21 protein-coding genes and 1 pseudogene are annotated in these 23107 nt (G+C 52.2%); 15 read left to right on the top strand and 7 right to left on the bottom strand.

The annotated features are described in order from the left end of the window. The first annotated feature begins 190 nt into the window (after positions 1 to 190). From ACL2XN_RS06775 to ACL2XN_RS06765, 3 genes are all read left to right on the top strand, one after another. Positions 191 to 904, top strand: a complete 714-nt coding sequence (locus tag ACL2XN_RS06775) for a YebF family protein (protein ID WP_413730528.1) — start codon at positions 191 to 193, stop codon at positions 902 to 904. Positions 905 to 1060: 156 nt separating this feature from the next. Then, positions 1061 to 1717, top strand: coding sequence for a tellurite resistance TerB family protein (locus tag ACL2XN_RS06770; RefSeq protein WP_410015332.1), 657 nt, complete (start codon positions 1061 to 1063; stop codon positions 1715 to 1717). Positions 1718 to 1814: 97 nt separating this feature from the next. After that, on the top strand, positions 1815 to 3872 hold the full coding sequence (locus ACL2XN_RS06765; RefSeq protein ID WP_413730527.1) for a S9 family peptidase: 2058 nt from the start codon (positions 1815 to 1817) through the stop codon (positions 3870 to 3872). A 36-nt stretch (positions 3873 to 3908) separates the two neighbouring features. On the opposite strand, the gene exoX is transcribed toward ACL2XN_RS06765, so the two are convergent. Together exoX and ACL2XN_RS06755 are read right to left on the bottom strand one after the other, a co-directional pair. Further along, a complete protein-coding gene (gene exoX, locus ACL2XN_RS06760) occupies positions 3909 to 4592 on the bottom strand; it encodes an exodeoxyribonuclease X (RefSeq protein WP_410015330.1) in 684 nt (227 codons plus the stop codon). Between the two features lie 427 nt (positions 4593 to 5019). After that, positions 5020 to 5247 (bottom strand): DNA polymerase III subunit theta, encoded by a 228-nt coding sequence (locus tag ACL2XN_RS06755; RefSeq protein WP_410015329.1) that lies wholly within the window; start codon positions 5245 to 5247, stop codon positions 5020 to 5022. 367 nt (positions 5248 to 5614) lie between these two features. Between ACL2XN_RS06755 and ftnA the strand changes: the two genes are divergently transcribed. The 6 genes and pseudogenes from ftnA (at position 5615) to ACL2XN_RS06725 (ending at position 9946) form a co-directional block, all read left to right on the top strand. Then, the gene (gene ftnA, locus ACL2XN_RS06750) at positions 5615 to 6130 is read left to right on the top strand and encodes a non-heme ferritin (RefSeq protein WP_410015328.1); all 516 of its coding nucleotides are present in this window, start codon (positions 5615 to 5617) and stop codon (positions 6128 to 6130) included. A 197-nt stretch (positions 6131 to 6327) separates the two neighbouring features. Beyond that, positions 6328 to 6708, top strand: coding sequence for a CopC domain-containing protein YobA (gene yobA, locus ACL2XN_RS06745; RefSeq protein WP_413730526.1), 381 nt, complete (start codon positions 6328 to 6330; stop codon positions 6706 to 6708). After that, complete coding sequence (gene copD, locus ACL2XN_RS06740) at positions 6709 to 7593, top strand: copper homeostasis membrane protein CopD (RefSeq protein WP_413730525.1); 885 nt, start codon at positions 6709 to 6711, stop codon at positions 7591 to 7593. A 48-nt stretch (positions 7594 to 7641) separates the two neighbouring features. Continuing rightward, positions 7642 to 7989 (top strand): YebY family protein, encoded by a 348-nt coding sequence (locus ACL2XN_RS06735; RefSeq protein WP_413730523.1) that lies wholly within the window; start codon positions 7642 to 7644, stop codon positions 7987 to 7989. 416 nt (positions 7990 to 8405) lie between these two features. Continuing rightward, positions 8406 to 9522: pseudogene (locus ACL2XN_RS06730) on the top strand (IS3 family transposase). Then, a complete protein-coding gene (locus ACL2XN_RS06725) occupies positions 9485 to 9946 on the top strand; it encodes a hypothetical protein (RefSeq protein ID WP_413730521.1) in 462 nt (153 codons plus the stop codon). The pseudogene ACL2XN_RS06730 and the gene ACL2XN_RS06725 overlap by 38 nt, the downstream one beginning before the upstream one ends. A gap of 217 nt (positions 9947 to 10163) precedes the next feature. On the opposite strand, the gene ACL2XN_RS06720 is transcribed toward ACL2XN_RS06725, so the two are convergent. The 4 genes from ACL2XN_RS06720 to flhD form a co-directional block, all read right to left on the bottom strand. Further along, on the bottom strand, positions 10164 to 10574 hold the full coding sequence (locus ACL2XN_RS06720; RefSeq protein ID WP_413730520.1) for a type II toxin-antitoxin system death-on-curing family toxin: 411 nt from the start codon (positions 10572 to 10574) through the stop codon (positions 10164 to 10166). Beyond that, positions 10574 to 10843 (bottom strand): hypothetical protein, encoded by a 270-nt coding sequence (locus tag ACL2XN_RS06715; protein WP_410015322.1) that lies wholly within the window; start codon positions 10841 to 10843, stop codon positions 10574 to 10576. Before ACL2XN_RS06715 ends, ACL2XN_RS06720 begins: the two co-directional genes overlap by 1 nt. Positions 10844 to 12612: 1769 nt before the next feature. After that, positions 12613 to 13161, bottom strand: coding sequence for a flagellar transcriptional regulator FlhC (flhC, locus tag ACL2XN_RS06710; protein ID WP_413730519.1), 549 nt, complete (start codon positions 13159 to 13161; stop codon positions 12613 to 12615). Further along, on the bottom strand, positions 13158 to 13514 hold the full coding sequence (flhD, locus tag ACL2XN_RS06705) for a flagellar transcriptional regulator FlhD (protein WP_413730517.1): 357 nt from the start codon (positions 13512 to 13514) through the stop codon (positions 13158 to 13160). Before flhD ends, flhC begins: the two co-directional genes overlap by 4 nt. A gap of 1168 nt (positions 13515 to 14682) precedes the next feature. On the opposite strand from flhD, the gene ACL2XN_RS06700 reads away from it, so the two are divergent. Both ACL2XN_RS06700 and ACL2XN_RS06695 read left to right on the top strand, forming a co-directional pair. Beyond that, on the top strand, positions 14683 to 15552 hold the full coding sequence (locus tag ACL2XN_RS06700) for a hypothetical protein (protein WP_413730515.1): 870 nt from the start codon (positions 14683 to 14685) through the stop codon (positions 15550 to 15552). Further along, positions 15506 to 15967, top strand: coding sequence for a lysozyme inhibitor LprI family protein (locus tag ACL2XN_RS06695; protein WP_413730514.1), 462 nt, complete (start codon positions 15506 to 15508; stop codon positions 15965 to 15967). The genes ACL2XN_RS06700 and ACL2XN_RS06695 overlap by 47 nt, the downstream gene beginning before the upstream one ends. 116 nt (positions 15968 to 16083) lie before the next feature. Here the strand turns inward: ACL2XN_RS06695 and ACL2XN_RS06690 are convergent, their stop codons facing one another. Next, positions 16084 to 16989, bottom strand: a complete 906-nt coding sequence (locus ACL2XN_RS06690) for a LysR family transcriptional regulator (RefSeq protein ID WP_410015318.1) — start codon at positions 16987 to 16989, stop codon at positions 16084 to 16086. Between the two features lie 97 nt (positions 16990 to 17086). On the opposite strand from ACL2XN_RS06690, the gene ACL2XN_RS06685 reads away from it, so the two are divergent. The 4 genes from ACL2XN_RS06685 (at position 17087) to ACL2XN_RS06670 (ending at position 23067) form a co-directional block, all read left to right on the top strand. After that, positions 17087 to 17713, top strand: coding sequence for a glutathione S-transferase (locus ACL2XN_RS06685; protein WP_413722751.1), 627 nt, complete (start codon positions 17087 to 17089; stop codon positions 17711 to 17713). A 2-nt stretch (positions 17714 to 17715) separates the two neighbouring features. Then, positions 17716 to 18630: a pyridoxamine 5'-phosphate oxidase family protein gene (locus ACL2XN_RS06680; protein ID WP_413730513.1), complete on the top strand. Its 915-nt coding sequence runs from the start codon at positions 17716 to 17718 to the stop codon at positions 18628 to 18630. A 172-nt stretch (positions 18631 to 18802) separates the two neighbouring features. Then, entirely contained in the window at positions 18803 to 18991 is a 189-nt protein-coding gene (locus tag ACL2XN_RS06675) for a hypothetical protein (RefSeq protein WP_410015315.1), read from the top strand. A 797-nt stretch (positions 18992 to 19788) separates the two neighbouring features. Next, complete coding sequence (locus ACL2XN_RS06670; protein ID WP_413730512.1) at positions 19789 to 23067, top strand: hypothetical protein; 3279 nt, start codon at positions 19789 to 19791, stop codon at positions 23065 to 23067. The last annotated feature ends 40 nt before the right edge of the window (positions 23068 to 23107 follow it).

The raw sequence follows: 23107 nt of genomic DNA, 5'->3' as shown, positions 1-23107 counted from the left end.
ACGAAAACGATTGCGCGTGCAGCAGCGCCGGTACGATGAGGGGAGAGCAGGACGTGGGAATCGGCCTGGACGCCGCCAAAAACGCCCGGCTTTTGTTATAGTTCGTATAATTCCCGTTCTCAACGTAATTTTAACCGGCTATTATCATTCAATACCTTGAGAACGGATAATCAGAACAAGTGGAGGTTTTATGCATAAAACGGGAATCGGCCTGTTAGGCGTCATCGTCATCGGCATGTTGCTGCCGTCACTCGCGGCCGCGGAAGATCAAACACCGCAGGCGGCTGGGCAGGCCGCCGCCTCGCAAACGTCCACGGAAGGCGCGTCCACCACTCAGCAGCCCGCCGGACAGACGCAGAATACCCAACAGGGCACCGCCGCCCCGGCGCCGGCGAATAACGCCGCTCCGGCACAGACACCGCCGGCTAATGACGCCGCGCCGGCCCCGGCAACGCCGCCGGCCGCCGCCCCGGTTAAAAAACAGCCGGAGGAGCCTCCGGCCGCCGATAAACCGGCGCCGGCTAAAAAGGCCCCGGCTGAGAAGGCCAAGGCGGAAGCCGCGCCGGCCGCCGCCGATAATAAAACGCCGGCGGCGAAGGAACCGGCCAAAAAAAGCCAGCCCGGGAAAACCTATAAGGTTGCGGCCTGTCCCGATCTCAACGCCCCCCAGGTGGCGGAACTGATTAAACAGGACTACACCCAGAATCGCTTTCCCCACACCGACGACGATAAAAAGGCCCTGGGCGGCGACACCATTGTCGCGCAGGTCAACCCCGAGGATATCACCGGCAACGGCGACAACTGGCAGGCGCCGCTGAAAATTCGCGGGCAAACCGCCGATCGCGCCTATGCTGTGAACCTTGATTGTGAAAAAGGTGAAATAAGTTATTCCCTCCAGCAATAACACTCCCTGCCGGACGCGCGGCGTGAAATGCGCGTCCGGACATCGGCGGCCCCGCTATCTTTGCAAACCCTTTTAACAACTTGACACAAAATCCGCTAGGTTAGGACATGTGGCGCCGGGCACCGTCCGGCATACACCACCTAAAGGGGAACGGCAATGAATCAGTGGCTGCAGAAAATCCAGACCCTGGTCCAGCAAAAGGGCGGGCCGGGGGATCAGGGCGGCAACCTGGCGGGCCTGCTGGCGCCCGGAGCGCTTGGCGGGCTGGCCGGCCTGCTGGTGGCCAATAAATCGTCACGCAAGATGATGGGCGCGGTGGGCAAGAACGCCCTGTTTATCGGCGGCGGCGCCGCGATAGGCGCGGTGCTGTGGGACCAATATAAAAAACGCGTGCGCGAAACCCATCAGCACGATGCGCAGTTTACCCAGCCTCCTACTCCCATCGACCGTCGCACGCAGCGGCTGGTGACGGCCCTGGTCTTTGCCGCCAAGGCCGACGGCCACATCGACGACCATGAGCAACGGGCCATTCGGGACAACCTGCAGCAGTTGGGACTGGGCGAGGATGTGGAGCATCTGGTCCAGGACGCCATCGCCCAGCCGCTGGACCCGGCGCGCCTGGCGCAGGATATTCACGGCGAGGACGAGGCCCTGGAGATCTATTACCTCAGCTGCGCGGTGGTCGACGTCGATCATTTTATGGAAAGAAGCTATATGGATGCGCTGGCGCTGGCGCTGAAAATTCCTGATGACGTAAAAACCGGCCTCGAACAACAGCTTAAAGCCCAGATAACCGCCGTCCCGCCACGCTGACCCCCCGTTGCCGGCGCAGGCGATAAAATCGGCTGCGCTTGGCAACCCGGCATATTCGTGCCACTCTGTTTCTTATGAGAAATAAGGAAGGGTGCGTATGAGATTTCCCCCAATAGCTGAAAAAAGACCGCATAACCTGACCGTGCATGGTGAGACACGCGTCGATGATTATTACTGGCTGCGCGACGACAAACGTGAAGACCCCGCCGTGCTGGACTACCTGGCCCAAGAGAATACCTATGGCGAAGCCATGATGGAGGGCCATGAGGAGCTGCGCCACCGCTTATTTACCGAAATGGTGGAGCGCATACCGCCGCAGGATCGCTCGGTACCCTACGTCCGGCGCGGTTATCGTTACCAAAGCCGCTATGAGCAAGGCAATGAGTACGCCATCTATACCCGCCAGCGCGCCGATCTGCCCGAAACGGCCGAATGGGAGATCCTGCTTGACGGCAACAAGCGCGCAGCGCAAAGCGAGTTCTATACCATGGGGGCGCTTGAGATCAGTCCGGATAACGCCATCATGGCGGCGGCGGAGGATTTTCTGTCACGGCGCCTGTACGGCATTCGTTTCAAGAACCTGGCCCGCGATTCGTGGTATCCGGAAGTGCTCGAGGATGCCTCGTCGGGTTTTGAATGGACCAGCGATTCACAAATCCTCTACTACGTGCGCAAGCATAAAAAAACGCTGCTGCCCTACCAGGTCTACCGTCACCGGGTCGGCACCTCGCCGGCGCAGGATGAGCTGGTGTATGAGGAAAAAGACGACACATTTTATGTCAGCGTGCATAAAACCACGTCGGAACGTTATATTATTATTGCGCTGGGCAGCACCACGTCGGGCGAGATCCTGCTGCTGGACGCCGACGATCCCCAGGCCAGCCCGCAGGTATTCCTGACCCGCCGCCATGACCATGAGTATTCGCTGGATCACTTCCAGGGCCATTTTTACGTCCGCTCCAACCGCGAAGGCAAGAATTTCGCCCTCTACCGCTGCGAAACGGGCGATGAAAAATTGTGGCAAACGGTGATCCCGGCCAGGGACGATGTGGTATTGGAAAACTTTACCTTATTCAGCGATTGGCTGGTGGTGGAGGAGCGCCACCAGGGCCTGACCAGCCTGCGGCAGATCCATTGGCAGACCGGGGAGGAGAAGGGCATCGCCTTTGACGACCCCACCTATGTCACCTGGCTGGCCTATAATCCCGATCCGCATAGCGCGTGGCTGCGCTATGGTTATTCCTCCATGACCACGCCGACCACGCTGTTTGAGCTGAATATGGATACCGGTGAGCGCCGGCTGCTGAAACAGTCGCAGGTGAAAAATTTCGACGCCGAGCACTACCGCAGCGAGCGACTATGGGTTCCCGCCCGCGACGGCGTCGAGGTGCCGGTGTCGCTGGTTTATCGCAAGGATCTGTTCCAGCGCGGGCAAAATCCGCTGCTGGTCTACGGCTATGGTTCCTACGGCAGCAGCATGGATCCCGATTTCAGCGCCAGCCGGCTGAGCCTGCTTGACCGCGGATTCGTCTTCGCCCTGGCGCATATCCGCGGCGGCGGTGAATTAGGCCAGCAGTGGTATGAAGACGGCAAGCTCTTCAACAAGCTCAATACCTTTAACGACTTTATCGACGTCAGCCGGCATCTGCTGGCTAACGGCTATGGGGACGAAAAACAAGCCTTTGCCATGGGCGGCAGCGCCGGTGGCCTGCTGATGGGCGCGGTGATCAATATGGCGCCGGATTTGTTTAAAGGCGTGGTGGCCCAGGTGCCCTTCGTGGATGTCGTGACCACCATGCTTGATGACAGCATACCGCTGACCACCGGAGAATATGACGAGTGGGGCAATCCGCAGGAAAAAGACTACTACGACTATATCAAGCGCTACAGTCCCTATGATCGGGTCAGCGCCCAGCCTTACCCGCATCTGCTGGTCACCACCGGTTTACATGACTCCCAGGTGCAGTATTGGGAGCCGGCCAAATGGGTGGCGAAGCTCCGGGCGATGAAGACTAACGATAATCTGCTGCTGCTGTGTACCGACATGGACTCCGGACACGGCGGCAAATCCGGGCGTTTTAAGGGCTACGAAGGTATTGCCATGGAGTATACCTTTATCCTGTCCCTGACGGACAAGGCGCCGCCGGCGGCATAATACGGCGGCGAAAGCATCTCAGGCGGCGCATTTCATTTATTGATGCGCTGCGTCTGAGGACTGCTTCAGGTAATGGTTAATGCTGTAACGCATATCCGCCGACAGGTCCTTGAGGTTGTTGAGCATCCATTTCAAATAGCCGGGGTCCTCGCGCGCGATCCGTTCCATCGGCTGGCCCCGGTATTTGCCGAATTTTAACGTCGTAAGCAGGGTGGTTTCATTGCTTAATGCCGCCATTTGCTCGGCGCTCCAGCCGGAATCCCCGATGATTTTCACCAGCAGGGCCGCGGTGACGTAACAATCATACAGGGCGCGATGGGGATAGAGACCCTCCGGCACGGCGACCTCGAGACCCAGCGCATAGCGCAGGTACTGGTTGCTGTATTTCAAACCCGGGTAGAGCTTGCGCGCAAGCTTGACCGTGCAGATCCATTGACCATGCATTTCCGGCAACATGCGCCGGTCGAATGCGGCGTTATGCGCCACGTAATACGGGCTGCCGTGATAGCGGCCAATCACCTTGGCGATACGCGGCTTATCCTCGACCATGGCTTCGGTGATATGGTGGATGGCCATGGCCTCGTAGCCGATGGGCCGGTCGGGGTTGACCAGATCGCTCATGGCATTGCATAACCGGCCGTCAACGACGTCCACCGAGGCGACTTCCACGACGCCGCCGTCCAGTCCGCAGGTTTCGGTATCGATAACACGAAAAGACATGACGTTACCTGTCCAAGGCTAAATAAAAAAGCCATTATGCCCTGAATAGCGCCGACAAAAAACCCGCATCAGATGCGGGTTTAATATGGGTTAGCCTTACACGATATCAGGCTGGGTCTTTCTGTTACGCTTGTCGGCGCGTTTTTCTTCCGGCGATTTCAGCGGTTTCTTTTTGGTGTCTTTCTTACGATCCATTCCCTTACTCATATTTACCTCTCTGTAAAAGAACCGGAAATGTAGAAATGATTAACTGCCTGTTGGCACTGATAATCAAGTCATTTTGTGCTATTTTGCCGCACGGCGGACAGCGCCGCGCGGGCCGGCAAGCCATGCACCGCGGGCGCGGCGCGCGGCGCCTGCTTGCCTTCCGGCCGTTGGTTCAGGTACGTGCCGGGGCATTGCCAGTCCAGTATAGGCCATTGGCGAATTATTTTCGTGGCTCATATGGCAAACGGGAAAAATTCAGCGACGCCTGGCGATAAAAGGCCACCCGCTCGCGAAAATAAGCGCGCAAAGGCTCCGGCTGTTCCCGTTCCACATGCTCGGCGACCACCGGCATATTGTACCGCTCCTTGAACGCCACGCCGGACGCGGCCAGATCGACATTGATCTTGTCCATCGCCTCGCTGCCCAGTGTGGCCAGATTATATTGCATACCGCCTCCTGCCGCTTGTAAGGTCAATGCTGCTAAAAATAAGGTACTGCGCGGCAAAACGCAAGGGTCGGCGGGACAGCGATACAAATAATAATCGTTTGTATTAACAGCCGACGCAATAATATGGCTATTATTGTCCGAAATAATGGCCTGGCGTATTCATAATACAAATAAGAATACCTATCACTACCATTAATAAATAATGATTTTATAGAAAAAATCTCAATATAAAAATAAATAACCTTATGAATTTAATACATAAAAAATATTAAATTACTCATTGGTTAAATTATAGTGTAATTTTTGTTAGCATTTGGGCATAATGTTTATATTCGTATTGGCGTAATCATCATAAGGAAGCCTGCCCATGCTAAAACAAGAAATGGCAATAAAGCTTAACGAGCAACTCAATCTGGAATTTTTTTCCGCCAATCTTTATCTGCAAATGAGCGCCTGGTGCAGTGATAAGGGCTACGAAGGCGCATCGGCCTTTCTCAAGACCCAATCTCTGGAAGAGATGGACCATATGCGCCGCCTGTTCGACTATCTCAACGATACCGGCACCATGCCGGTGCTGGGCGCAATCGAGGCGCCGCCAACCGGTTTTACCTCATTGGCCGAGCTGTTTAAGCGCACCTATGAACATGAGCAGATGATCACGGTGAAAATCAACGAACTGGTCCATGCGGCGATGATCTCCCAGGACTATTCGACGTTTAACTTCCTGCAGTGGTACGTCTCCGAACAGCACGAAGAAGAAAAATTGTTTAAATCCATCCTCGACAAGCTGGCGCTGGTGGATACCAATAACAGCGGACTGTTCTTTATCGATCAGGATTTGAAAAAAATGAACGGTGGCGACAATACGGCCGCGCCGATGTAAATCCCCGCGCGGACAGTGGTTTGCTCGACTTCAGCCCCGGCTGCCGTTATCATCAGTTTGCGTCCAGGCAAACCGGTAGCAGCGCCGGGTTTTTTGTTTCCCAAGAATAAACGAATAACCGGCAATGCTCCCGCGGTGGACCGCCAAGCGTCGGTTTAACCGACAGGATACCCGTTCAGTCTTAGGAAACGACATCGATGTCAAGCCAACCTTTTACCGCGCCCCTGTTGACGCTGTTAGTCACTGCCCTGACTTTGTTGGGATCGCAACAGGCCCAGGCGCATGCGCACCTGAAAACGCAATATCCGGCGGCCAACGCCACCATGACCGCCGCGCCGCAGGCGTTAACGCTCACCTTCAGCGAGGGCATCGAGCCTGGCTTCAGCGGCCTGACGCTAACCGGCCCCGGCAACACCGTCATCCCCACCGGCGCCATCAAGGTCGACCCCGCCAACCCTAAGCAGGTCATCGTGCCCATTGAAAAGTCCCTGGCCGCCGGCGAGTATCAAGTGCAATGGCATGTGGTATCGGTGGACAGTCATAAAACCCAAGGCAATTATCAATTCAGCGTTAAATAGATGCTAAGCCTGGCGGAGTGCTATTCCGCCTGCCGCTATCTCCATATCGCGGCGGTGATGCAGGCGTTCGGTACCGCCCTGTTTTGCGAGTACCTGGCGCCGCCCGCGCTGCGCGCCGGCCTGCGCGCATCCCTGGGCGCGCCCTTGCGCGTTCTGGCCTGGGTCGCCCTGGCGTCGGCGGTTGTCCTGCTGGGGTTGCAAGCCGGGCAAATGGGGGACGGCTGGACGCAAACCCTTTCCCCCGCCATCTGGGCGGCGGTGCTCGGCACTGCCTTCGGCACTGTCTGGCTGTGGCATATGGCTATCGCGCTGGCGGCGGTGTTGGCCGCGGGCCATGGGCCGATGACCGCCATCAGGCAGCGGGCATTGCTCGCCGCCATGGCCGGCCTGCTGGCAAGCCTGGCGCTGGTGGGCCACACGGCGATGAGCGAGGGACTGCGCGGCGTCATGCAGCGGCTCAATCAAATGGCGCATCTGTTTTCCGCCGCCTGGTGGCTGGGCGGGCTGCTGCCGCTGCTGTTTTGTCTGCCGCTGCTACGCGAGACGGCGCGTTCGGACGCGCTGCGCGCGCTGATTCGTTTTTCGCGCAGCGGACATGCTGCGGTGGCGCTGGTCATTTTCACCGGTATCGTCAATACCGCGCTGGTTCTGGGCCATTGGCCGCTCGATGGGTCGGCGCCGTACCAGCGGCTGCTGCTGATAAAAATAGCCGTGGTGGCGGTGATGGTGATCCTGGCGGTAACCAATCGTTATGCCGTGGTTCCCGCCATGGCGCGCCACCATCCCGCGGCTATTCGTATCTTGACCTTGCTGACGCTTGCGGAGATGATTCTTGGTAATCTGGTACTGATTTTGGTGAGTATTTTCGCCACGCTTGAACCCTGATCACATCCTGGCGCCGCCCAGGCGTCAGGTCCAATAGTAGGATAAAACATGAAAACCCGGAGTATCGCGTTATTGCTGTTAGCCTTTACCGCCCAGGCGGTCAGCGCGGCGCAAATTATCACCGTCAGCAAGTTTCAGTTCGGCAAGCAATGGGCCTTTACCAAAGAAGAGGTGCAATTGCTCTGCCGCCCGGACGGCTCGCTGTTTGCGCTGAATATGAGCACCCTGATGCAGTATCCCCTCAATGAACCGGCCACCCGTGCCATGGCCAGCGGCCAGGTCAACGCGACGCCCATTGACGCCATCCTGCTGGAAGACCCTGCTAATCCGGGGCACAAGATGAGCATCGCGCCGTTTGTCGAGCGCGCCGGCCAATTGTGCAACGCACCGGGCTGAGATGCCGGGATAGGACCCTCTTGCCGGCGGCGGGGCAGGGATGTGTATAGTGAGCTTATAGTTTAATATGTTAATAATTATAAGTGTGCTTGATATCACAAAGTTATCATTTGGTGAAACAATAGCGCCGGTAATGCGAGGCAGGCGATGGAAAAATCCCTGTCCATCTCTATACTCATCAAGTGTAAGGCTAAACAGCTTACATTAATGCCAACTTTTAGCGCACGGCTCTCTCCCAAGAGCCATTTCCCTAGACCGAATATAGGAATCGTATTCGGTCTTTTTTTATAAGGGTAGAGTAATCAATCACTTAACTAATAAATCAGTCACTTAAGCCCATCCTGTTCTACCGTATTCTACCCACTATGACGCCCTGTAGACACTTTGTAGTCATTCAAACCGGCTAATGCGTTGAGATGGATCGCGTCTTCCAGATGGTCGGGGGTCGTGGCCATTCCGTTTTAAGCGTGGCAACACGCCTCGATATCACCACACACAGTCTTTATGCGTGGATAAAGAAGTACGGCCCAGATTCTTCGGTAAATCAAGACCAGTCTGATGCTCAGGTTGAGATCCGACGGCTCCAGAAAGAACTGAAACGGGTTACTGATGAACGAGATATATTAAAAAAAGCCGCGGCGTACTTCGCAAAGCTGTCCGACTGAGGTACGTCTTTATTCGTGACAACAGTCGTGACTTTCCGGTTCGTTTGCTCTGTCGTGTTCTGGATGTTCATCCGAGTGGTTTTTATGCTTGGCTTCAGCAACCACATTCACGGCGATACCACACAGACCAGAAGCTGACCGGGCTGATTAAGCAGTTTTGGCTTGAATCTGGGTGTGTATATGGCTATCGCAAGATCCACCTAGCTCTGCGCGATACGGGTGAGCGGTGTGGTGCAAACCGGGTCTGGCGTTTGATGCACGGCGCTGGAATAAAAGCTCAGGTCGGTTATCGCAGTCCAAGATCGTACAAGGGCGAAGCAAGCATTGTGACGCCTAACAGACTCCAGCGGCAATTTAATCCGATGGCACCGGATGAGCGCTGGGTGACAGATATTACGTATATCAGGACGCATGAAGGCTGGTTGTATCTTGCAGTGATCGTCGATCTGTTCTCCCGCAAAATCATTGGCTGGTCGATGCAATCCCGAATGACGAAAGATATCGTTCTGAATGCTTTGCTGATGGCACTGTGGCGCCGTAGTCCACGAAAACAGGTACTGGTACATTCTGACCAAGGCAGTCAGTATACAAGCCATGAGTGGCAGTCATTCCTGAAGTCACATGGTCTGGAAGGCAGCATGAGCCGACGCGGCAACTGCCACGACAATGCAGTTGCAGAAAGTTTTTTCCAGCTTTTAAAGCGTGAGCGGATAAAGAAAAAGATCTATGGAACGCGGGAAGAAGCCCGCAGCGATATTTTTGATTACATCGAAATGTTTTATAACAGTGGCGTCGGCATGGTTCAAGCGATCAAATGTCGCCGAATGAATATGAACAGCAGTATCATCAACGGCTCGGAAGTGTCTAGATTACACGTAGCGATTCAGAAATCCAGCATATCGCGGCCTCAGCCAAGCCAAGCGCAGCCTGTGTCTTACGCCAATAAAGAGATAAGTCCGAACGTTAAAGACTTGAAAGAACCGCTGGCAACAAAACGCAGAAAATCCACCAAATCACCGAACGCGCCGACTCGCAAGCATTCGCAATCATTAATCGACGAAGATATTGCGCAAATTGCTTTCAACTATACAAACTCAAAAGGTGAATATAGTTTTCGTGAAGTGGATGTTAAAAAATTTGATGGCTATTACTTGGAAGGTTATTGTCACAAAGCTCGACGTTTTCGAACCTTCATCATCGATTCGATTGAAGATGAAGTGATCATTAGAAGTACTGGTGAAGCGATGAGTACTGACGAATGGGCGGAAAGGATGACGTTGGCAGTCGCGTGAATCTTATGGAATGGCTACCAGCTATTTGCAGGTATAAAAATCCCTGATAGATTGTGTAGCCATTTTGTAGGCACTTAATTATTTAGTTATGTCAAGTCATGATTTTTAAGTACTTTATTGGATAATAATAGTATTCGGTAATTTGTTAGCGGAGAAGACTTACCTTTGCAGTGTTTCTTTAATCTGCACTATATTATTAGCCATAACACCATTGAAACTACTCAGCATAGCTATCAATATTCTCTTCTAATAATTCGTTCATATAATTAGACAGCAGACGTAAAGCAAAGGTCGTTTCCTCTATATTGGCCTGATCCATAGCAGCAAAAAGAGTCAGCTTCACCAGATAAAGTGATTCATTTAATTCAATGCCATTCATCAACAGAAATACGGATGTCGCCTGGAACGCAGTTCTTTTATTAGCATCATTAAAGGCATGCGCTTTAGCAATGCTGATCAGATACATTACTGCCAATTTAAATACGTCATCGCAATTTTCATAATAATGTAAAGTCTCGACGCGGTTTAACGCCCCGGCAAGTTTATTGATATCCGGTTGGCCTGATTGCGGCAGCGTCAAAAATTGGATTTCAATCACTTGTTCTTGCGTCAGAAAATCAAAATCCATTATTTATCACCCAGAATCTTTATGGTATTAGCATGCCGGGTTCTTGTGGTCTCAAGCGCATCCTTAAACGATAATTTTTTATTGTCTCTAACTCTGCCTGAATTAGACGAAAGAGCAATGTCTTTGCTTCGGCCAGAGTTTGCGTCATTAGCAGAAGGTTTAACAGCTTTTTGCGCTGCCTGCTTGACGGATAATTCTCCGCCATCGCGTAAATAGGCCAGCCAGTAGGGAAGGTTTTGCTGAAATTCTTCATAGGATATTGATTTCATGGGCACCTCCTTTATCGTATAGCGCAATGATAGCATATAGCCTATCAAGTGAAAATGCGGCTATGGGGTAGGGTACTGGAACATAATTCCACATCACCATTAATCATATTTTTATCAATAAGATAAGGTGAGCATGCGTTGCCATGGCCTTACTTGGGGAGGATGACCGCTGTGTATCCAAAGCCCAGCCTTAGCTGCGTTAACCAACCGAGCCAAGGATATTGACGGTGCCATCAAGTGAGCCTATCTATCTCACTGCTGTTAACCGCGACATTTGACCGCCTAGTTGCTGATTTGCCGTTGAGTGTAGGCAAGGCGGCCACCGTCATAGTTTACCGTAGCCATTTTGTAGACACTTTTTGATATAATCTATTTAACTTATTGTATTTATTGTATTTTTATCAACGTGAACAGTATTCGATCTTTTTTTATGTCATTGATTTATATGAATAAGATTTGAACATCCGAAGTTGCCCGACATTTGTCCGAAAACTGATATCCGGTCTAAACTGACCCTACCCAGATTTGACGGACACGCTGTTAAGTGGGGTAAACTCATTGACGGAGGTGATCCATGACGAAATCGACAGCTGTTAAAAATAAGCCACGTAATCAATACACGCCCGAATTTCGCAAGCAAGCGTTGCCACTGGCCGATACCGTCGGCACAGTGCCAATGGTTGGCTAAGCCCGGAACAATAGGAACGAAAGAATCTCGCTTAGGGCTGTGTCCGTTATTGCTGGGTAGGATCACTGTTGCCCTACGCTGAAAACAGCTTCACGTAATCCGGGTGGGTAACCTGCGGCATCCTGCCGGCCCGTCACTCGCTGATGGAAGAACACCGCAAACGGAACCTGCCTGGGTGTCAAAAAATAGCCGGACCCGACGGCCCGGCCGACAAGATTAGCCTGCAAAAACAACCCGCTAATAATGCAAAAAGAGAAACATGTGTGAGGCTGTATAATGACAGAGCGTGCCTCAATGGTTCCATAACGGTTCCATATATTGCCAAATCAGTATGATGGGCACGGCAGTCAGCATCGTCAGGTCAATGTCGAACGGCAAGGCGAGTTCGTCATCCGCTTACCTATGAATCATCACGTAAAGAGCATGTTACGGGAGGGGATTTACTAGGTTCGGCAAGTTAGTTTGGGAGAAGGGTGTCATAGATAATAATTCGTACCGTCCGCTTGAACAACCTTGGCATCCTCAATAATGTTGAGTATAGGCAAGGCGGCCATCGTCATGATTTACGGTAGCCATTTTGTAGACACCTTTTCAAATGATCTATTTAATTTATTGTATTTATGGTTTTTTTAACAGCGTGAAGAGTGTTCGATCTTTTTTTATAGAAAGAAGCGACGTGGTTTATCAGTTTCAGTCGTCTTCAGCAATCAAACGGAACCGGAGGCTGGATATTGATGACAAACTGGGATCGGTAAAGGGGGGCGAGACGGCTTGGCAAACGGGTATGGATTGCTGTAAACGGCAGTGAATGAAAGGGTGCATGAGGCCGATGCAGGAGATATGCACTCATAATGTAAATAGCCTGGTGTTTTAAGCCTGCTCGACGCGGAATCTTCTGCAACCAATCCTGAAAATTCACATGGCGTCAATATCAACGGCATTTGATAGCTTAACATGTATAACAATGGCCGGGAGCGTAATGACCGGCCTGTTTGATTTTATGAAGAGAAGGAAAAGGCCATTTAAAATAGCCTTTATGCTTCTCATTAAGAATGATTGAATGTGACGATTTGGCACGCATTTAGTACTGTACCATCGGCAAGGCCGAAATGCTTTGCCGTTTTCTTACCGCACGCGACGGTGGTTGACAAAAGCTGCAGACAAATCCATGAATTGGATGATGGGCATAGGTAATAAATTTGCCATGGCAATGATTACACGACGTTAATTGCAGCATGCCGCTATTCATAAATCGCACCAAAATCCAGGCTCGGGTTATGCTCAGAAGCGGTGGTTCATTATCCAACAGCGGGCATTGCTCAAGATACAAACCGTACGCCTGGATAATTGTCACGAGATCGCCGGCGTCACCGTTTTTCTTTAATACCTGAAATATATTATAAAATGTGGATGAGTGCATATTCTGCTCCCATGTCATATACCAGTCGGTAGAAAAAGGCAGCATCCCTTTGGGCGGCGAGTTACCGCGCAACTCTTTATATAAGTTGACTAATCTTGCGCGGCTTATCTGCGTTTCACTTTCCAGCATTTGTAGCCTGGCGCCCAGGGTAATAAGTGCTATGGCTATCTGGATATCTTTTGCTTCCTGGACAATGCTTTTGCTCATCATAGATGTACTTTTTTGTGGGGCAACGGTATTATTTTTGCGCTTGTATTTTTTATTAACGACCCGGACAGTAAAATACCCGTATGAAGTTGTTGCAGGTCGTCCACCCGGGAATCCCATGTTAACAATCTGATGGTCTGAGACTCATCGAAACGAAACAAGCATAACAGCTGGCTGGCTTCCGATAACTTTCTCATCTGGGCGGGCAGCAAATTTCTCAGTGTATCAGCCATGGCGTCATCAATACCCAGGCGGAACATTGCCAGGGTCTTGTCCTGATTTATCAGGAGTTGCGCCAGGTATAAATAAGAGAAGTTAAAATCATGAATATGTTTACAAATTTCTTTGCTATCCATTCTGTTGTCTCCTTAAAATCACAATGATCCTATTTATCAGCAACAACTGTTTGTATAATACACGCCAGCGCTTGGCGTAGCACAGGGCCATGGCGTTATTGAGGGTTGTTTCATTCTTCGTAAAACAACGCTTACCGCATAACTCAGCTCTCACGCAGGTGTCCGTGGCGCGAGCTGACAGGTGACCGTTTTAGTAGTATGACGATTTAGCGCAATGATGGTGTTTTAGCGTTCAAGATTCCTTTTCGTCATCCCATATGAAGTTCATATGTAAAGTGAGTAATGATTATGTTTCTTAATGTTTTAAGTATAGCCCTATTGCGAGGGGAAATTTGCATTAAAATTAATTTCCCCTATAAAATCGTGTAATTATAATTTTTTTTTCGTATAATTATCATACAAATCAGATGCTAACCCTTCCGATTTATATTTCTATTTTTTATTAAAAATTAAAGTCACACATAGCCCTTGTAAATTAAAATTTTTTGTCGGATTTTTATTTTGAGTGCATAGTAATTCATTAAATAATTTTATTAGTGGCAAATATGCGACTTAAGGGAAATATTTATACTTTATGTATAAAAAATAGTCAGGTCTTACGGGATGTTGTCTTGCGGCAGGCAGCCTGCGACCAAAATATTAATACACCGAATCAACCCGCGGCATAGTAAAACAGTGTTGCCCATGTTGGCATAGTGGGGCCGCTCGAATTTATTTTGTTTGCGGGATAAACCGTGCGGCTCGCCAAACTGCCTTGAGGGTTCTGGCATTCAACCCTCTCTAGGCAGCGACGGCGTTGACTTTTTTCCACCACAGCCGCGCTTGATCATGGGCAGCGCAGGGATTCAGGCACGGTTGGGTCAAAGGACCTGGCGCTGCCAGTATTGCTCGTAGCCCCGTTGTCTTCTTCCGCGCGATGATAGTGAATAAGACGCAATAAACAACGTCGCCATGAAATCTGTAACCATGTTTTTAAATGATCTGTAAATCATGTGAATATTAACGGAATTATTGATGATGGACATTAACCGGGGAAATATAAAAATTCGGTTTATTCATCAATGCTTCTGAAACGGGTTTGTAGAAAAATACATTTAGGGATGTATCTGCCACGGCCATTAAGTACATTGGAACTAAATCCGATAATTGCAGCAGTCAAATGGAGGTGATGATGCGTATATCAGGGTCCGTTGGTCATGGGGGCGTAAATAATCCGGCAGAAGTGGCGGCAGTGCAAACGCTGCTGCAAGCCAACGGGTTTTCAATCAGGAATGATGGCGCTTGCAATCATGAAACCATCCGGGCGATGAAGCGTTTTCAGACCACGTCTCCCCCTCATCCTGACGGGATGATCACTTCAACCGGCAAAACGCTAAAAGAATTATCCGCGGGTCGTTCACCTGACTCGCCAACAGCGACAGGCCAGGAAAGCGGACATGCTGATTCTGGGCGCCTGACGGTCAGCGCCGGGCAGGTGACATTTGACGCCGAAGGCAATGATGATCCCTCCAGTCTCTATTTTAGCCGGCAGCTGCATTGGCCCCAGGGTGTTTCCGGTGTGACCCTGGGCCGCGGCTACGATATGGGCGGCCGCAACAAGAAAACGATTTTTGCAGAGTTAACCCGTGCGGGCATTCCCGCCGACCGGGCAGAAATAATCTCGCGTGCTAACTTGCTTCAGGGGGTGTCCGCGCAGCAATTTGTACTTAAACACAAAAAGGAATGCGGCGTTATTAGCTGCGAGGCGCAGGCTCGCTTGTTCGAGATAGTATACCCGGCATATGTTTTGCGGGCCAAAGCGATTTATGAATATAAAACGGCGCGCTTCCCCGCAAGAACCGCCTGGGAGGCGCTGAAACCGGTTATCAGAGACATCGCCGTCGATTTTGTCTATCAGGGCCTGGGCTTCGAAAGAACAATGAAAGCCTGTATGGGTAATGATATTAAAGCTTTGATTCATTTCATTGAAACTAACGATCAGCTAAAGGTTTATGAAAAGGGTCGCCAGCGCGCGAATTACCTCAGGAAACATCAGTAATATCGAGGTTGAAATGGAACGGAAATTTGTATTGGGAATGATCGTTTGTTTCACATGCTTAAGCGGGGCAGCGCATGCCGCGGCTGATTGTTCGAAGAAAAACAGCGATTCTGAGGTATATATCTGTGCGTTGGATAATCGTGTGGCCGCCGAGAAAGCGCTTAACCGAGAATATGCCGCAGCGAAAAAACGCATCCGCGGCGTTTTCGCCAACGAAGCGCAGGTAAAAAAAGAATACCAGGCCGTATTTTTAGCGGCGCAGCGGAATTGGCTAAATTACCGGGAGAATCACTGCAAGCTGGTGGCCCATGTTGCCGAGAAAAACAGTAATCCGTATAAGGTTTTTACTAATGAATGCGTCACTAAACTTAACGAGGAGAGAGTGAAGGAATTAAAGCGCATCCCCTATGATTGAACCAGAGGAAATAGCACTGGCCGAGGTTTGCGGCCAGTCTGCATAAGTAGGCCCCTTTTTGATGCGCATTTCCGCCTGGCGTGATCCGCATCATCTGTCAGCCTGGGGGGCGGCGGTTACATTCCCTGCGGCTGTATCGGCCCCAATCGGCTGAGCTGCTGATAAGCATAATCCCAAAACGCACGGACTTTTGGCGGCATGCGCTGCACATTATTCGCCACCAGCTGGACCGGCAGCGGCAAAGGTTCATATCCAGCCAGCAACCGGACCAGGGTACCGGCAGCCAGGTCGTCTGCCACCTGGTAAGACAGCAGCCGGGTAATGCCTTTACCGGCGCGCGCCGCCAGCAGCTGTGTTTCTATATCATTGAGCAGCAGGCGCGGCGCTAACCTTACCCGGTCGCTATTTTCATGCGGGCCGAAGCGCCATTCACGCAAAACGGGGCGTAGGGTGCCGACGATAGTGTCGTGATCGGCCAACTGCCCAGGTTCCCGTGGCTCCCCGCACCGGGCCAGATACGCCGGGCTGGCTACAATCACCCGTGTGACTTCGCCCAGCCTGCGCGCGACTTTGGATGAATCCTGCAAATGGCCGATGCGTATCGCCACATCAAGCCCTTCATCGATCATATCGAGATTACGGTCGTTCAGCAGCATCTCAATCTGGATATGCGGATAACGTTCAAGAAAGGACAGTACCACCGGCGCCACATGCCGGCGGCCGAACTGTACCGGAGAGGTGATGCGCAGCAAACCGGTGAGCTGAATTTCAGCGGTATCCATTACCGCGTCCTGGTAATCGTTCAACAGCGCGCGGGCGCGCTCTGCCAGCCGCAGGCCGGCCTCGGTCGGCGCCAGCCGCCGCGTGGTGCGCTCCACCAATCTGGCGCCGAACCGTTGCTCCAGCGCGGCAATGGCACGGGTTATCGCCGGTGCGGAGCGGTGCAGCTTACGGGCCGCGCCGGCCAGACTGCCGTGCTGGATTACCGCCACAAAAATAGTCAGTTCATCTAACCGGTCCATAAATTATTCCGATAAATGAAATTATCAATTGCCATATTCCCGCATTCTTTCCACATAACGCAAGAGTATTCTGGAGAGACCACATCAGGAGGTATTTATGCCAACGTTGCAACTTTACGCTACCCCGCATTCCGGGCACTGCCATCGCGTGGCCTTGCTGCTAGGTATGCTTAAGCTTTCTTATGATGTTATCGACGCCCCGGCCGCCCTACGGCGCACCGCCGATTTCCAGCGCCTGAATCCGGTTGGCCAGATTCCGGTATTGATTGATGGGGATAAGATCCTGACAGACAGCAATGCCATTATGGTGTACCTGGTAAAACGCTACGCGCCGGGCAGCCACTGGTTGCCCGAGGAGGCCCTGGCGGCGGCGCAGGTACAGGTATGGTTGTCCAGGGCCGCCGGGGAAGTACGCTATGGTCCCGGCTCCAGCCGGATGGTGGTGCAATTTGCCGCGCCTGAGGATTATCCGGCGGCGCTGGCCATCAGCGGGCGTTTTCTGCCGCAGATGGAACGACATCTGGCTAAACGGGCGTTTTTGGCCACCGACCAGCCCACCATCGGCGATTTGGCCTGCTATAGCTACGTGGCCGCGGCGCCGGAAGGCGGCATTTCGCTGGCGCCCTATCCGGCAATCCGACGTTGGATCACCCGCATCGCCGCGCTGCCAGGTTTCTTCGCCATGCCGTCGCTGCCGCTGCCGCAAACCGCCCAGGAGGAGTGAGCATGTTTCATCCCGACGAATTGCGCGCCCAGGCGCTGGCCGGCTTTGCCGCCGTCAGCGGCGGCATTTATTCCACCATGCCCGAGCAGCACCGCGAATTTTTTGCCGCGCTGCCATACCTGTTTGTCGCGACGCTTGATGATCATGACTGGCCGGTTGCCACGGTATTTAGCGGTCCGAAAGGGTTCGTGCGCGCGCCGGACGCTACGCATTTGCGTATCAGTTCACAGCGCCGGTTGGACGATCCCGCCCAGGCCGCGCTGCAAACCGGCCGCCCAGTCGGCGCGCTTGGGCTGGATTTCAGCAATCGCCGCCGCAATCGTGTTAACGGTTTCGTCGGGTGCACGGATAAAAACCGCATTGAGATTATTGCGCGCCAGAGCTTCGGCAATTGCCCGCAATATATCCAGCGACGCGAGCTGTACCCCGCGCCCGCGCGCCTTTTCCCCATCGAGCGCCTCGGCGCTCTGGACCAGGATGCCAGAACCCTTATCGCGCAGGCCGATACCTGCTTTGTCGCCAGCGCCGCACACGTTGAGCTGGCGGAGGGCGGGGTGGACATCTCACATCGCGGCGGCAAGCCGGGATTTATTTATCTGGACGACGAAACGCTGTGGATCCCGGATTTTCGCGGCAACCGTTATATGAACACGCTGGGTAATTTACTGGCGCAACCGCGCGCGGCGCTGGTATTTATCGATTTTGCCCAGGGGGATATTTTGCATCTGCAGGGAGAAACCCGGATCGTCTGGCAGTTGGCAAGCGGCGAGAATGTACAGGGCGCGGAGCGCTACTGGTGTTTTAAGCTGGTCAGCGCCTGGCGTATGCGACAGGCATTGCCCTGGCGCGGGCGCAATGTGGAGTTTTCTGCGGCGACATTACGCACCGGCATATGGCATGATGATGACCGTCCGTAAGGATTGACCCGCTTCATTACCCGGTTTTAAACGGGCGCGCCGCATCCCTTAACGACCGTCCCCGGCGCTGCCGTTGAGCCGTTGGGTGAATGTAAGACGGGAACCTGTGCGGTATTACCAAACAGCGGTGCTATAATGGGCAAGACAAAATAACGCGACTTAGGATAAAACAGTGGAATTTACCACCGAGAAAACCAGTAACGGTGAGTTATTAACCATAACTCTGATAAGCAAAATCGGCGCCGAAAATTACCGCGCACAGGAGAGCATACCGGTCATGTATGCCGACGCCGATGAAATCCGGCGTGCCAAAACGCGATTGCTCTCGCACTTTAACCAGCGTAACGAAGCTGCTGACTAAAACACCGCGCTATGCCAGGCGAAACACCTCCTGCGCGGACTTAAGCGGCCTGCCACAATCTACCGCTAGCCGCCCGCGATCGGTACTTAATTCCTATTGCGCCGTGATGCCCGGCGCGCGGTTAATTTGCCACGTCATCCCTATTAAGCCTGCTAAGGCGGACAGGCGGCGTGCTTGTGGTTGATCGCAATTTCCCCGGCTCAGGCACGCCTGGACAACGGAATAAAGTGAAGGGTTAATTCCCAGGGTGCTGATGCAATTTGTTTGATGAATATATAATTATTAAAATAAACTGAGTGATTATAAAAATAGACAAAATGGCTTTATGTCTCGGTGAATAACTATTGTAATACTGGCTTGTGTGATATTTCTAATGAGCGCCAATAGTTATGTGATAATGGCCATTCTTCTATTTTTCCTCATTATTCAGGATTAATATGTATATATCTAATAACGCCGAAACAATTACATCGTTAAATGAATTGCTAAAAAATGAAACCACCAATGAAGGTATTGTAGAAACCAAGAAATTATTCAGCGCCATCAAATCTTTGAATAATACCGACCCAGTACCGGCCCACCAGTTCATCCGACCCAGCAAATCCAAATCCACGCTGGGGCATAACCTGCTGCGTTATTTGTACTTGTCTCACTCTATGCTGCCTGATACCCCTAGGGTTGATGGTAACGCCTCTAGCGCATCTCGGTTTATCGCCGTGCCGGGAGCCTATCATGACGCCTTATCGCGTCCGGACAGGATGAACAGCACTGCTCATTATCCTGCGGATGCCAATGCAATGTCTGTTACAACCTTAGCCGTCCCCGCCCGCACAGACACCGGCGCGGTATCTTTTCCTGGCGGCAAATGCCAGCCGGCGGGCCGTAAAGCCGCACACAGGCCGTCGCTGGCGAAACAAAATGAAAATGTCGCCAATTATTTGCAGGTCGTCTCCCGGCAGGGAAAGGACGATGGCGCGCAAATAGAATCACTGATAAACCGGGTGATCGATTGCCTGCCACTGCCCGGAGAATGCTTAGCGGGATTAACCCGGGTATTATTGCGTAATACCGGTGAGTTTGGCGCCCAACCGGGGGAAAATCTCAGCGTTAACTATCAATTGAAGCAGGTAAAAAGCTGGGTTGCCGGCAATGTGCTCAACGGTACGGTGGATAATTTTATCGCGCAGATTATTCTTAATGCCGGGGCGGGGAAATATGGCGAAAAACCCCGTCTTGCGATTGATATTGCTGGATTAAACCGTAAGATTGATCAGCATTTTGCGATGTTTAAAACCCTGACGGTGGCCTCGGTCAAGTATATTTTCAGCCACATCATCGTGCCTGTTATGCCCACGCTTGACTTGCCGGCGGATAATGCCGCCGGAAAGATGAATGATATCGGGGATATTGATTGGGTCTACCTGCACGCAGGCACGCAATTTGCTCAGGAAATGCATCTTGACGTGGGGCAATGGTCTAGACAGGCGCTGTCATCCTTAGGCTTAGTCCTGGAGGCCATGCTGCTTTCCGATACGGTTTCGCCCGGCCTGATCCGCTTTTTCATCCGTCCCGCCTGCATTTATTTCCTGGTAAATAAAACTGTTGACGGCAAACCGGTAAACGATAGGTATGTTATGGACGACCCCGCCGTCAGGCGGCTGGCGGTGGAGCAGTTCTTCGACGATAGCCGGTTGCTAAAGGAACGTAATAATCCATTCAACCAATTCAGCGAGGCCATGCGGGGTTATCGCACCCGTACCCAATTAGCCGAAGATATTTTACATCAGCGCTGCGCGCCTGAGGCTACCGGTCATTACGCCGTTGATGTGGAGAGCTATAAAAATAATCACGATGAGTATAGCTGTTTAAAAAATAGCGCGGGTGCTAATCCTCTCATTGAGTTATTGCCTGATATTAATGAGCTGTTTCGTAAACAAAATCAACATATCGTCGACTGTTTCCGCGCGGTGGACGTGCTGACGCTGGCGGAAGCCTTTGCCACGCTGTCCCCAACGGATTTGCAACTGCTTAAAAATAACACCGTTAAGGTGGCTAGCGCGCATTTTTCCGCTTATGACCAATATCGAGGCGTGTTGGGAGCGCATACCATTCCACGTAGTACTTATATCATTCCCTTATCGGCAAGCGCGGTATTGTTCTCCACTACCGGCGCTGATGAACACATTTTTGCGCTTGACCGACGCGATACTTCCTACGGCTTAAAACGCATCGACCGCGACCCGCGTCATTATTATGCGTTACTGGATGACATCACGCCGCGTAAAGACCAGGATTATGTCCTGAAAATCATCGCGGGCGCCAGCGAGGCCGCGATATTAAAAAAAACAGGGCAACAACTGGATGATTTAATTCTGAGTTTGTCCAGGCTGGCGCAGGATGATCTGCGACTGCAACTGGATAAAGGCGGTTACGACGCCACCACCCGAGAAAAGGTGCTGCAGGGGATAACGTCTTTAGTACCGTTGCATGACTGTATTTCCGGAATTATCGCCCAGTCGAGGGAAGCGGTAGTTCCCTGCCTGTTTGATATTTTCAGCCTGATGCCATTACTGGGTAAGGCGGGATCGTTGGTTTCCCGTATGGCCCTGAAGGGCGGCATAGGGACCGCCGGAGCGGTGCGTATCAGCCTGGCCAGTTATGCGGCCAGGATGTCCCTGACCGAAGCGTTAACCGCCGGTGCCCGGCATTTTGTCCGCCACGCCATGGTGCCCGCCGCCGGCGAACTGAGCCAAAAGGCGCTTATCAGCCTGGCGGTGGACTTAGCCCGCTTTGCCGATCCCGCCATGGTGGAGGTCATGTTCCATGCCGGGGCGGCAGTGAACCGGCGGCTTGTTGTCGCGTTAAAAACCGTCGCCGGGTTTATGCCGGACATTGCGCCCATCCTGCCAAAACTAGACGTGCTCGCACATGCCGGCGGTAACGCGGTAAAGCCCGTTGTTTATAAAACCGCACGGTTGAAAGGAACCCAGCGCTATTTCCCCATCATCCCGTTAAACGGCGATACTTACCGGCGCAAAACCATTTATCTCCTGGTTGATTCCCGGTCGGGGGAGGCGAGCGGCATAAAATATACGCTGACGCGCAAGAATGAACTGGTTAGGGTACCGAAAAAAGCGGCGGTGAACCTTAAAAATATATTGCAGGAAGGGCTAGGCGGTAAAGGGAGCGGCAGGGCGGCAAGAGTGTGGAATACGCAGCTCAGCTATGATGATTTAATCGTGATGCCATTGCCGCAGTATCCTAATCCGCAATATCTTCAAATTGAAAGCTATGGCTCCCGCGAGGCTGAGACCATCCTGTTTCCCGAGCATGGCATCCCATTGCAGCAAACGCCGTTGGAACGCAAGGCCTATATCGAGATGTTTAACGCCCTGCCTAACAACCAAAAACTGGCCATGCGGGTATGGAGCATGATAGAAGGCGATAAAACCCGTTATCACGATGGACAAAAAAATCTGGCGCAAATAGGGCTGTCCCCGATCAACGCCGAAATCAATGTTCATCTGCATCAAAACCATCCGGTATCACGCTGGGATCATGCGGAGAAAATGGTATTTATGGGCTTGCTGGACGCGATTGCCAGCCCGCTGCCTCGCCAGGCCGGTGAATATTTGCGTGTGGCTGAGTACCAAGCCAATCAGGTTAATCCCTGGGGCGACAGTCTGGGGCCGGGCGAAATTGTGACTAATTTTCCGGCATTGATGAGCGTCTCCTCGCAGGATACCTATGCACGCTTGTTTACCGAACAGACCGCCGAAGAAGCGGCGGAAAATCAGGTACAGACATTGATTTATTATAAAATCAAAGACGGTGCCACGTGCCTTCCGCTGCCTTATCCCATAGCCAGTACCGTCGTCACCGAGCAGGAATATCTCTATGCGCCGCGGTCGTTTTTCCGCGTAGAAAGTGTTAGCAGCGTAACATTGGTCGGTGGTGAGATGTATCCGGCCAAACGTGTGGCGGTAGTGTTGCGAGAAATTAGCCAGCCAGTGGCCGCCGCCAAAAATCTTTTTACCGGCAAAACCATTCATTTTGACCTGCCTGGCGCGCCTTAACCCCGAGCCGAACAGGCTTAACGCTATTGTACGTTTATTG

The sequence above is a fragment of the Sodalis sp. RH22 genome, from assembly GCF_047324165.1.
Lineage (GTDB): Bacteria > Pseudomonadota > Gammaproteobacteria > Enterobacterales > Enterobacteriaceae > Acerihabitans.
This window is presented reverse-complemented; position numbering and strand designations above follow the sequence as displayed.

Bases quoted from the DNA above. Each gene is read 5' to 3' on its own strand.
- ACL2XN_RS06775 (WP_413730528.1), top strand. From the start codon at position 191: ATGCATAAAACGGGAATCGGCCTGTTAGGCGTCATCGTCATCGGCATG.
- ACL2XN_RS06770 (WP_410015332.1), top strand. From the start codon at position 1,061: ATGAATCAGTGGCTGCAGAAAATCCAGACCCTGGTCCAGCAAAAGGGC.
- ACL2XN_RS06765 (WP_413730527.1), top strand. From the start codon at position 1,815: ATGAGATTTCCCCCAATAGCTGAAAAAAGACCGCATAACCTGACCGTG.
- exoX (WP_410015330.1), bottom strand. From the start codon at position 4,592: ATGTCTTTTCGTGTTATCGATACCGAAACCTGCGGACTGGACGGCGGC.
- ACL2XN_RS06755 (WP_410015329.1), bottom strand. From the start codon at position 5,247: ATGCAATATAATCTGGCCACACTGGGCAGCGAGGCGATGGACAAGATC.
- ftnA (WP_410015328.1), top strand. From the start codon at position 5,615: ATGCTAAAACAAGAAATGGCAATAAAGCTTAACGAGCAACTCAATCTG.
- yobA (WP_413730526.1), top strand. From the start codon at position 6,328: ATGTCAAGCCAACCTTTTACCGCGCCCCTGTTGACGCTGTTAGTCACT.
- copD (WP_413730525.1), top strand. From the start codon at position 6,709: ATGCTAAGCCTGGCGGAGTGCTATTCCGCCTGCCGCTATCTCCATATC.
- ACL2XN_RS06735 (WP_413730523.1), top strand. From the start codon at position 7,642: ATGAAAACCCGGAGTATCGCGTTATTGCTGTTAGCCTTTACCGCCCAG.
- ACL2XN_RS06725 (WP_413730521.1), top strand. From the start codon at position 9,485: ATGAACAGCAGTATCATCAACGGCTCGGAAGTGTCTAGATTACACGTA.
- ACL2XN_RS06720 (WP_413730520.1), bottom strand. From the start codon at position 10,574: ATGGATTTTGATTTTCTGACGCAAGAACAAGTGATTGAAATCCAATTT.
- ACL2XN_RS06715 (WP_410015322.1), bottom strand. From the start codon at position 10,843: ATGAAATCAATATCCTATGAAGAATTTCAGCAAAACCTTCCCTACTGG.
- flhC (WP_413730519.1), bottom strand. From the start codon at position 13,161: ATGATGAGCAAAAGCATTGTCCAGGAAGCAAAAGATATCCAGATAGCC.
- flhD (WP_413730517.1), bottom strand. From the start codon at position 13,514: ATGGATAGCAAAGAAATTTGTAAACATATTCATGATTTTAACTTCTCT.
- ACL2XN_RS06700 (WP_413730515.1), top strand. From the start codon at position 14,683: ATGATGCGTATATCAGGGTCCGTTGGTCATGGGGGCGTAAATAATCCG.
- ACL2XN_RS06695 (WP_413730514.1), top strand. From the start codon at position 15,506: ATGAAAAGGGTCGCCAGCGCGCGAATTACCTCAGGAAACATCAGTAAT.
- ACL2XN_RS06690 (WP_410015318.1), bottom strand. From the start codon at position 16,989: ATGGACCGGTTAGATGAACTGACTATTTTTGTGGCGGTAATCCAGCAC.
- ACL2XN_RS06685 (WP_413722751.1), top strand. From the start codon at position 17,087: ATGCCAACGTTGCAACTTTACGCTACCCCGCATTCCGGGCACTGCCAT.
- ACL2XN_RS06680 (WP_413730513.1), top strand. From the start codon at position 17,716: ATGTTTCATCCCGACGAATTGCGCGCCCAGGCGCTGGCCGGCTTTGCC.
- ACL2XN_RS06670 (WP_413730512.1), top strand. From the start codon at position 19,789: ATGTCTGTTACAACCTTAGCCGTCCCCGCCCGCACAGACACCGGCGCG.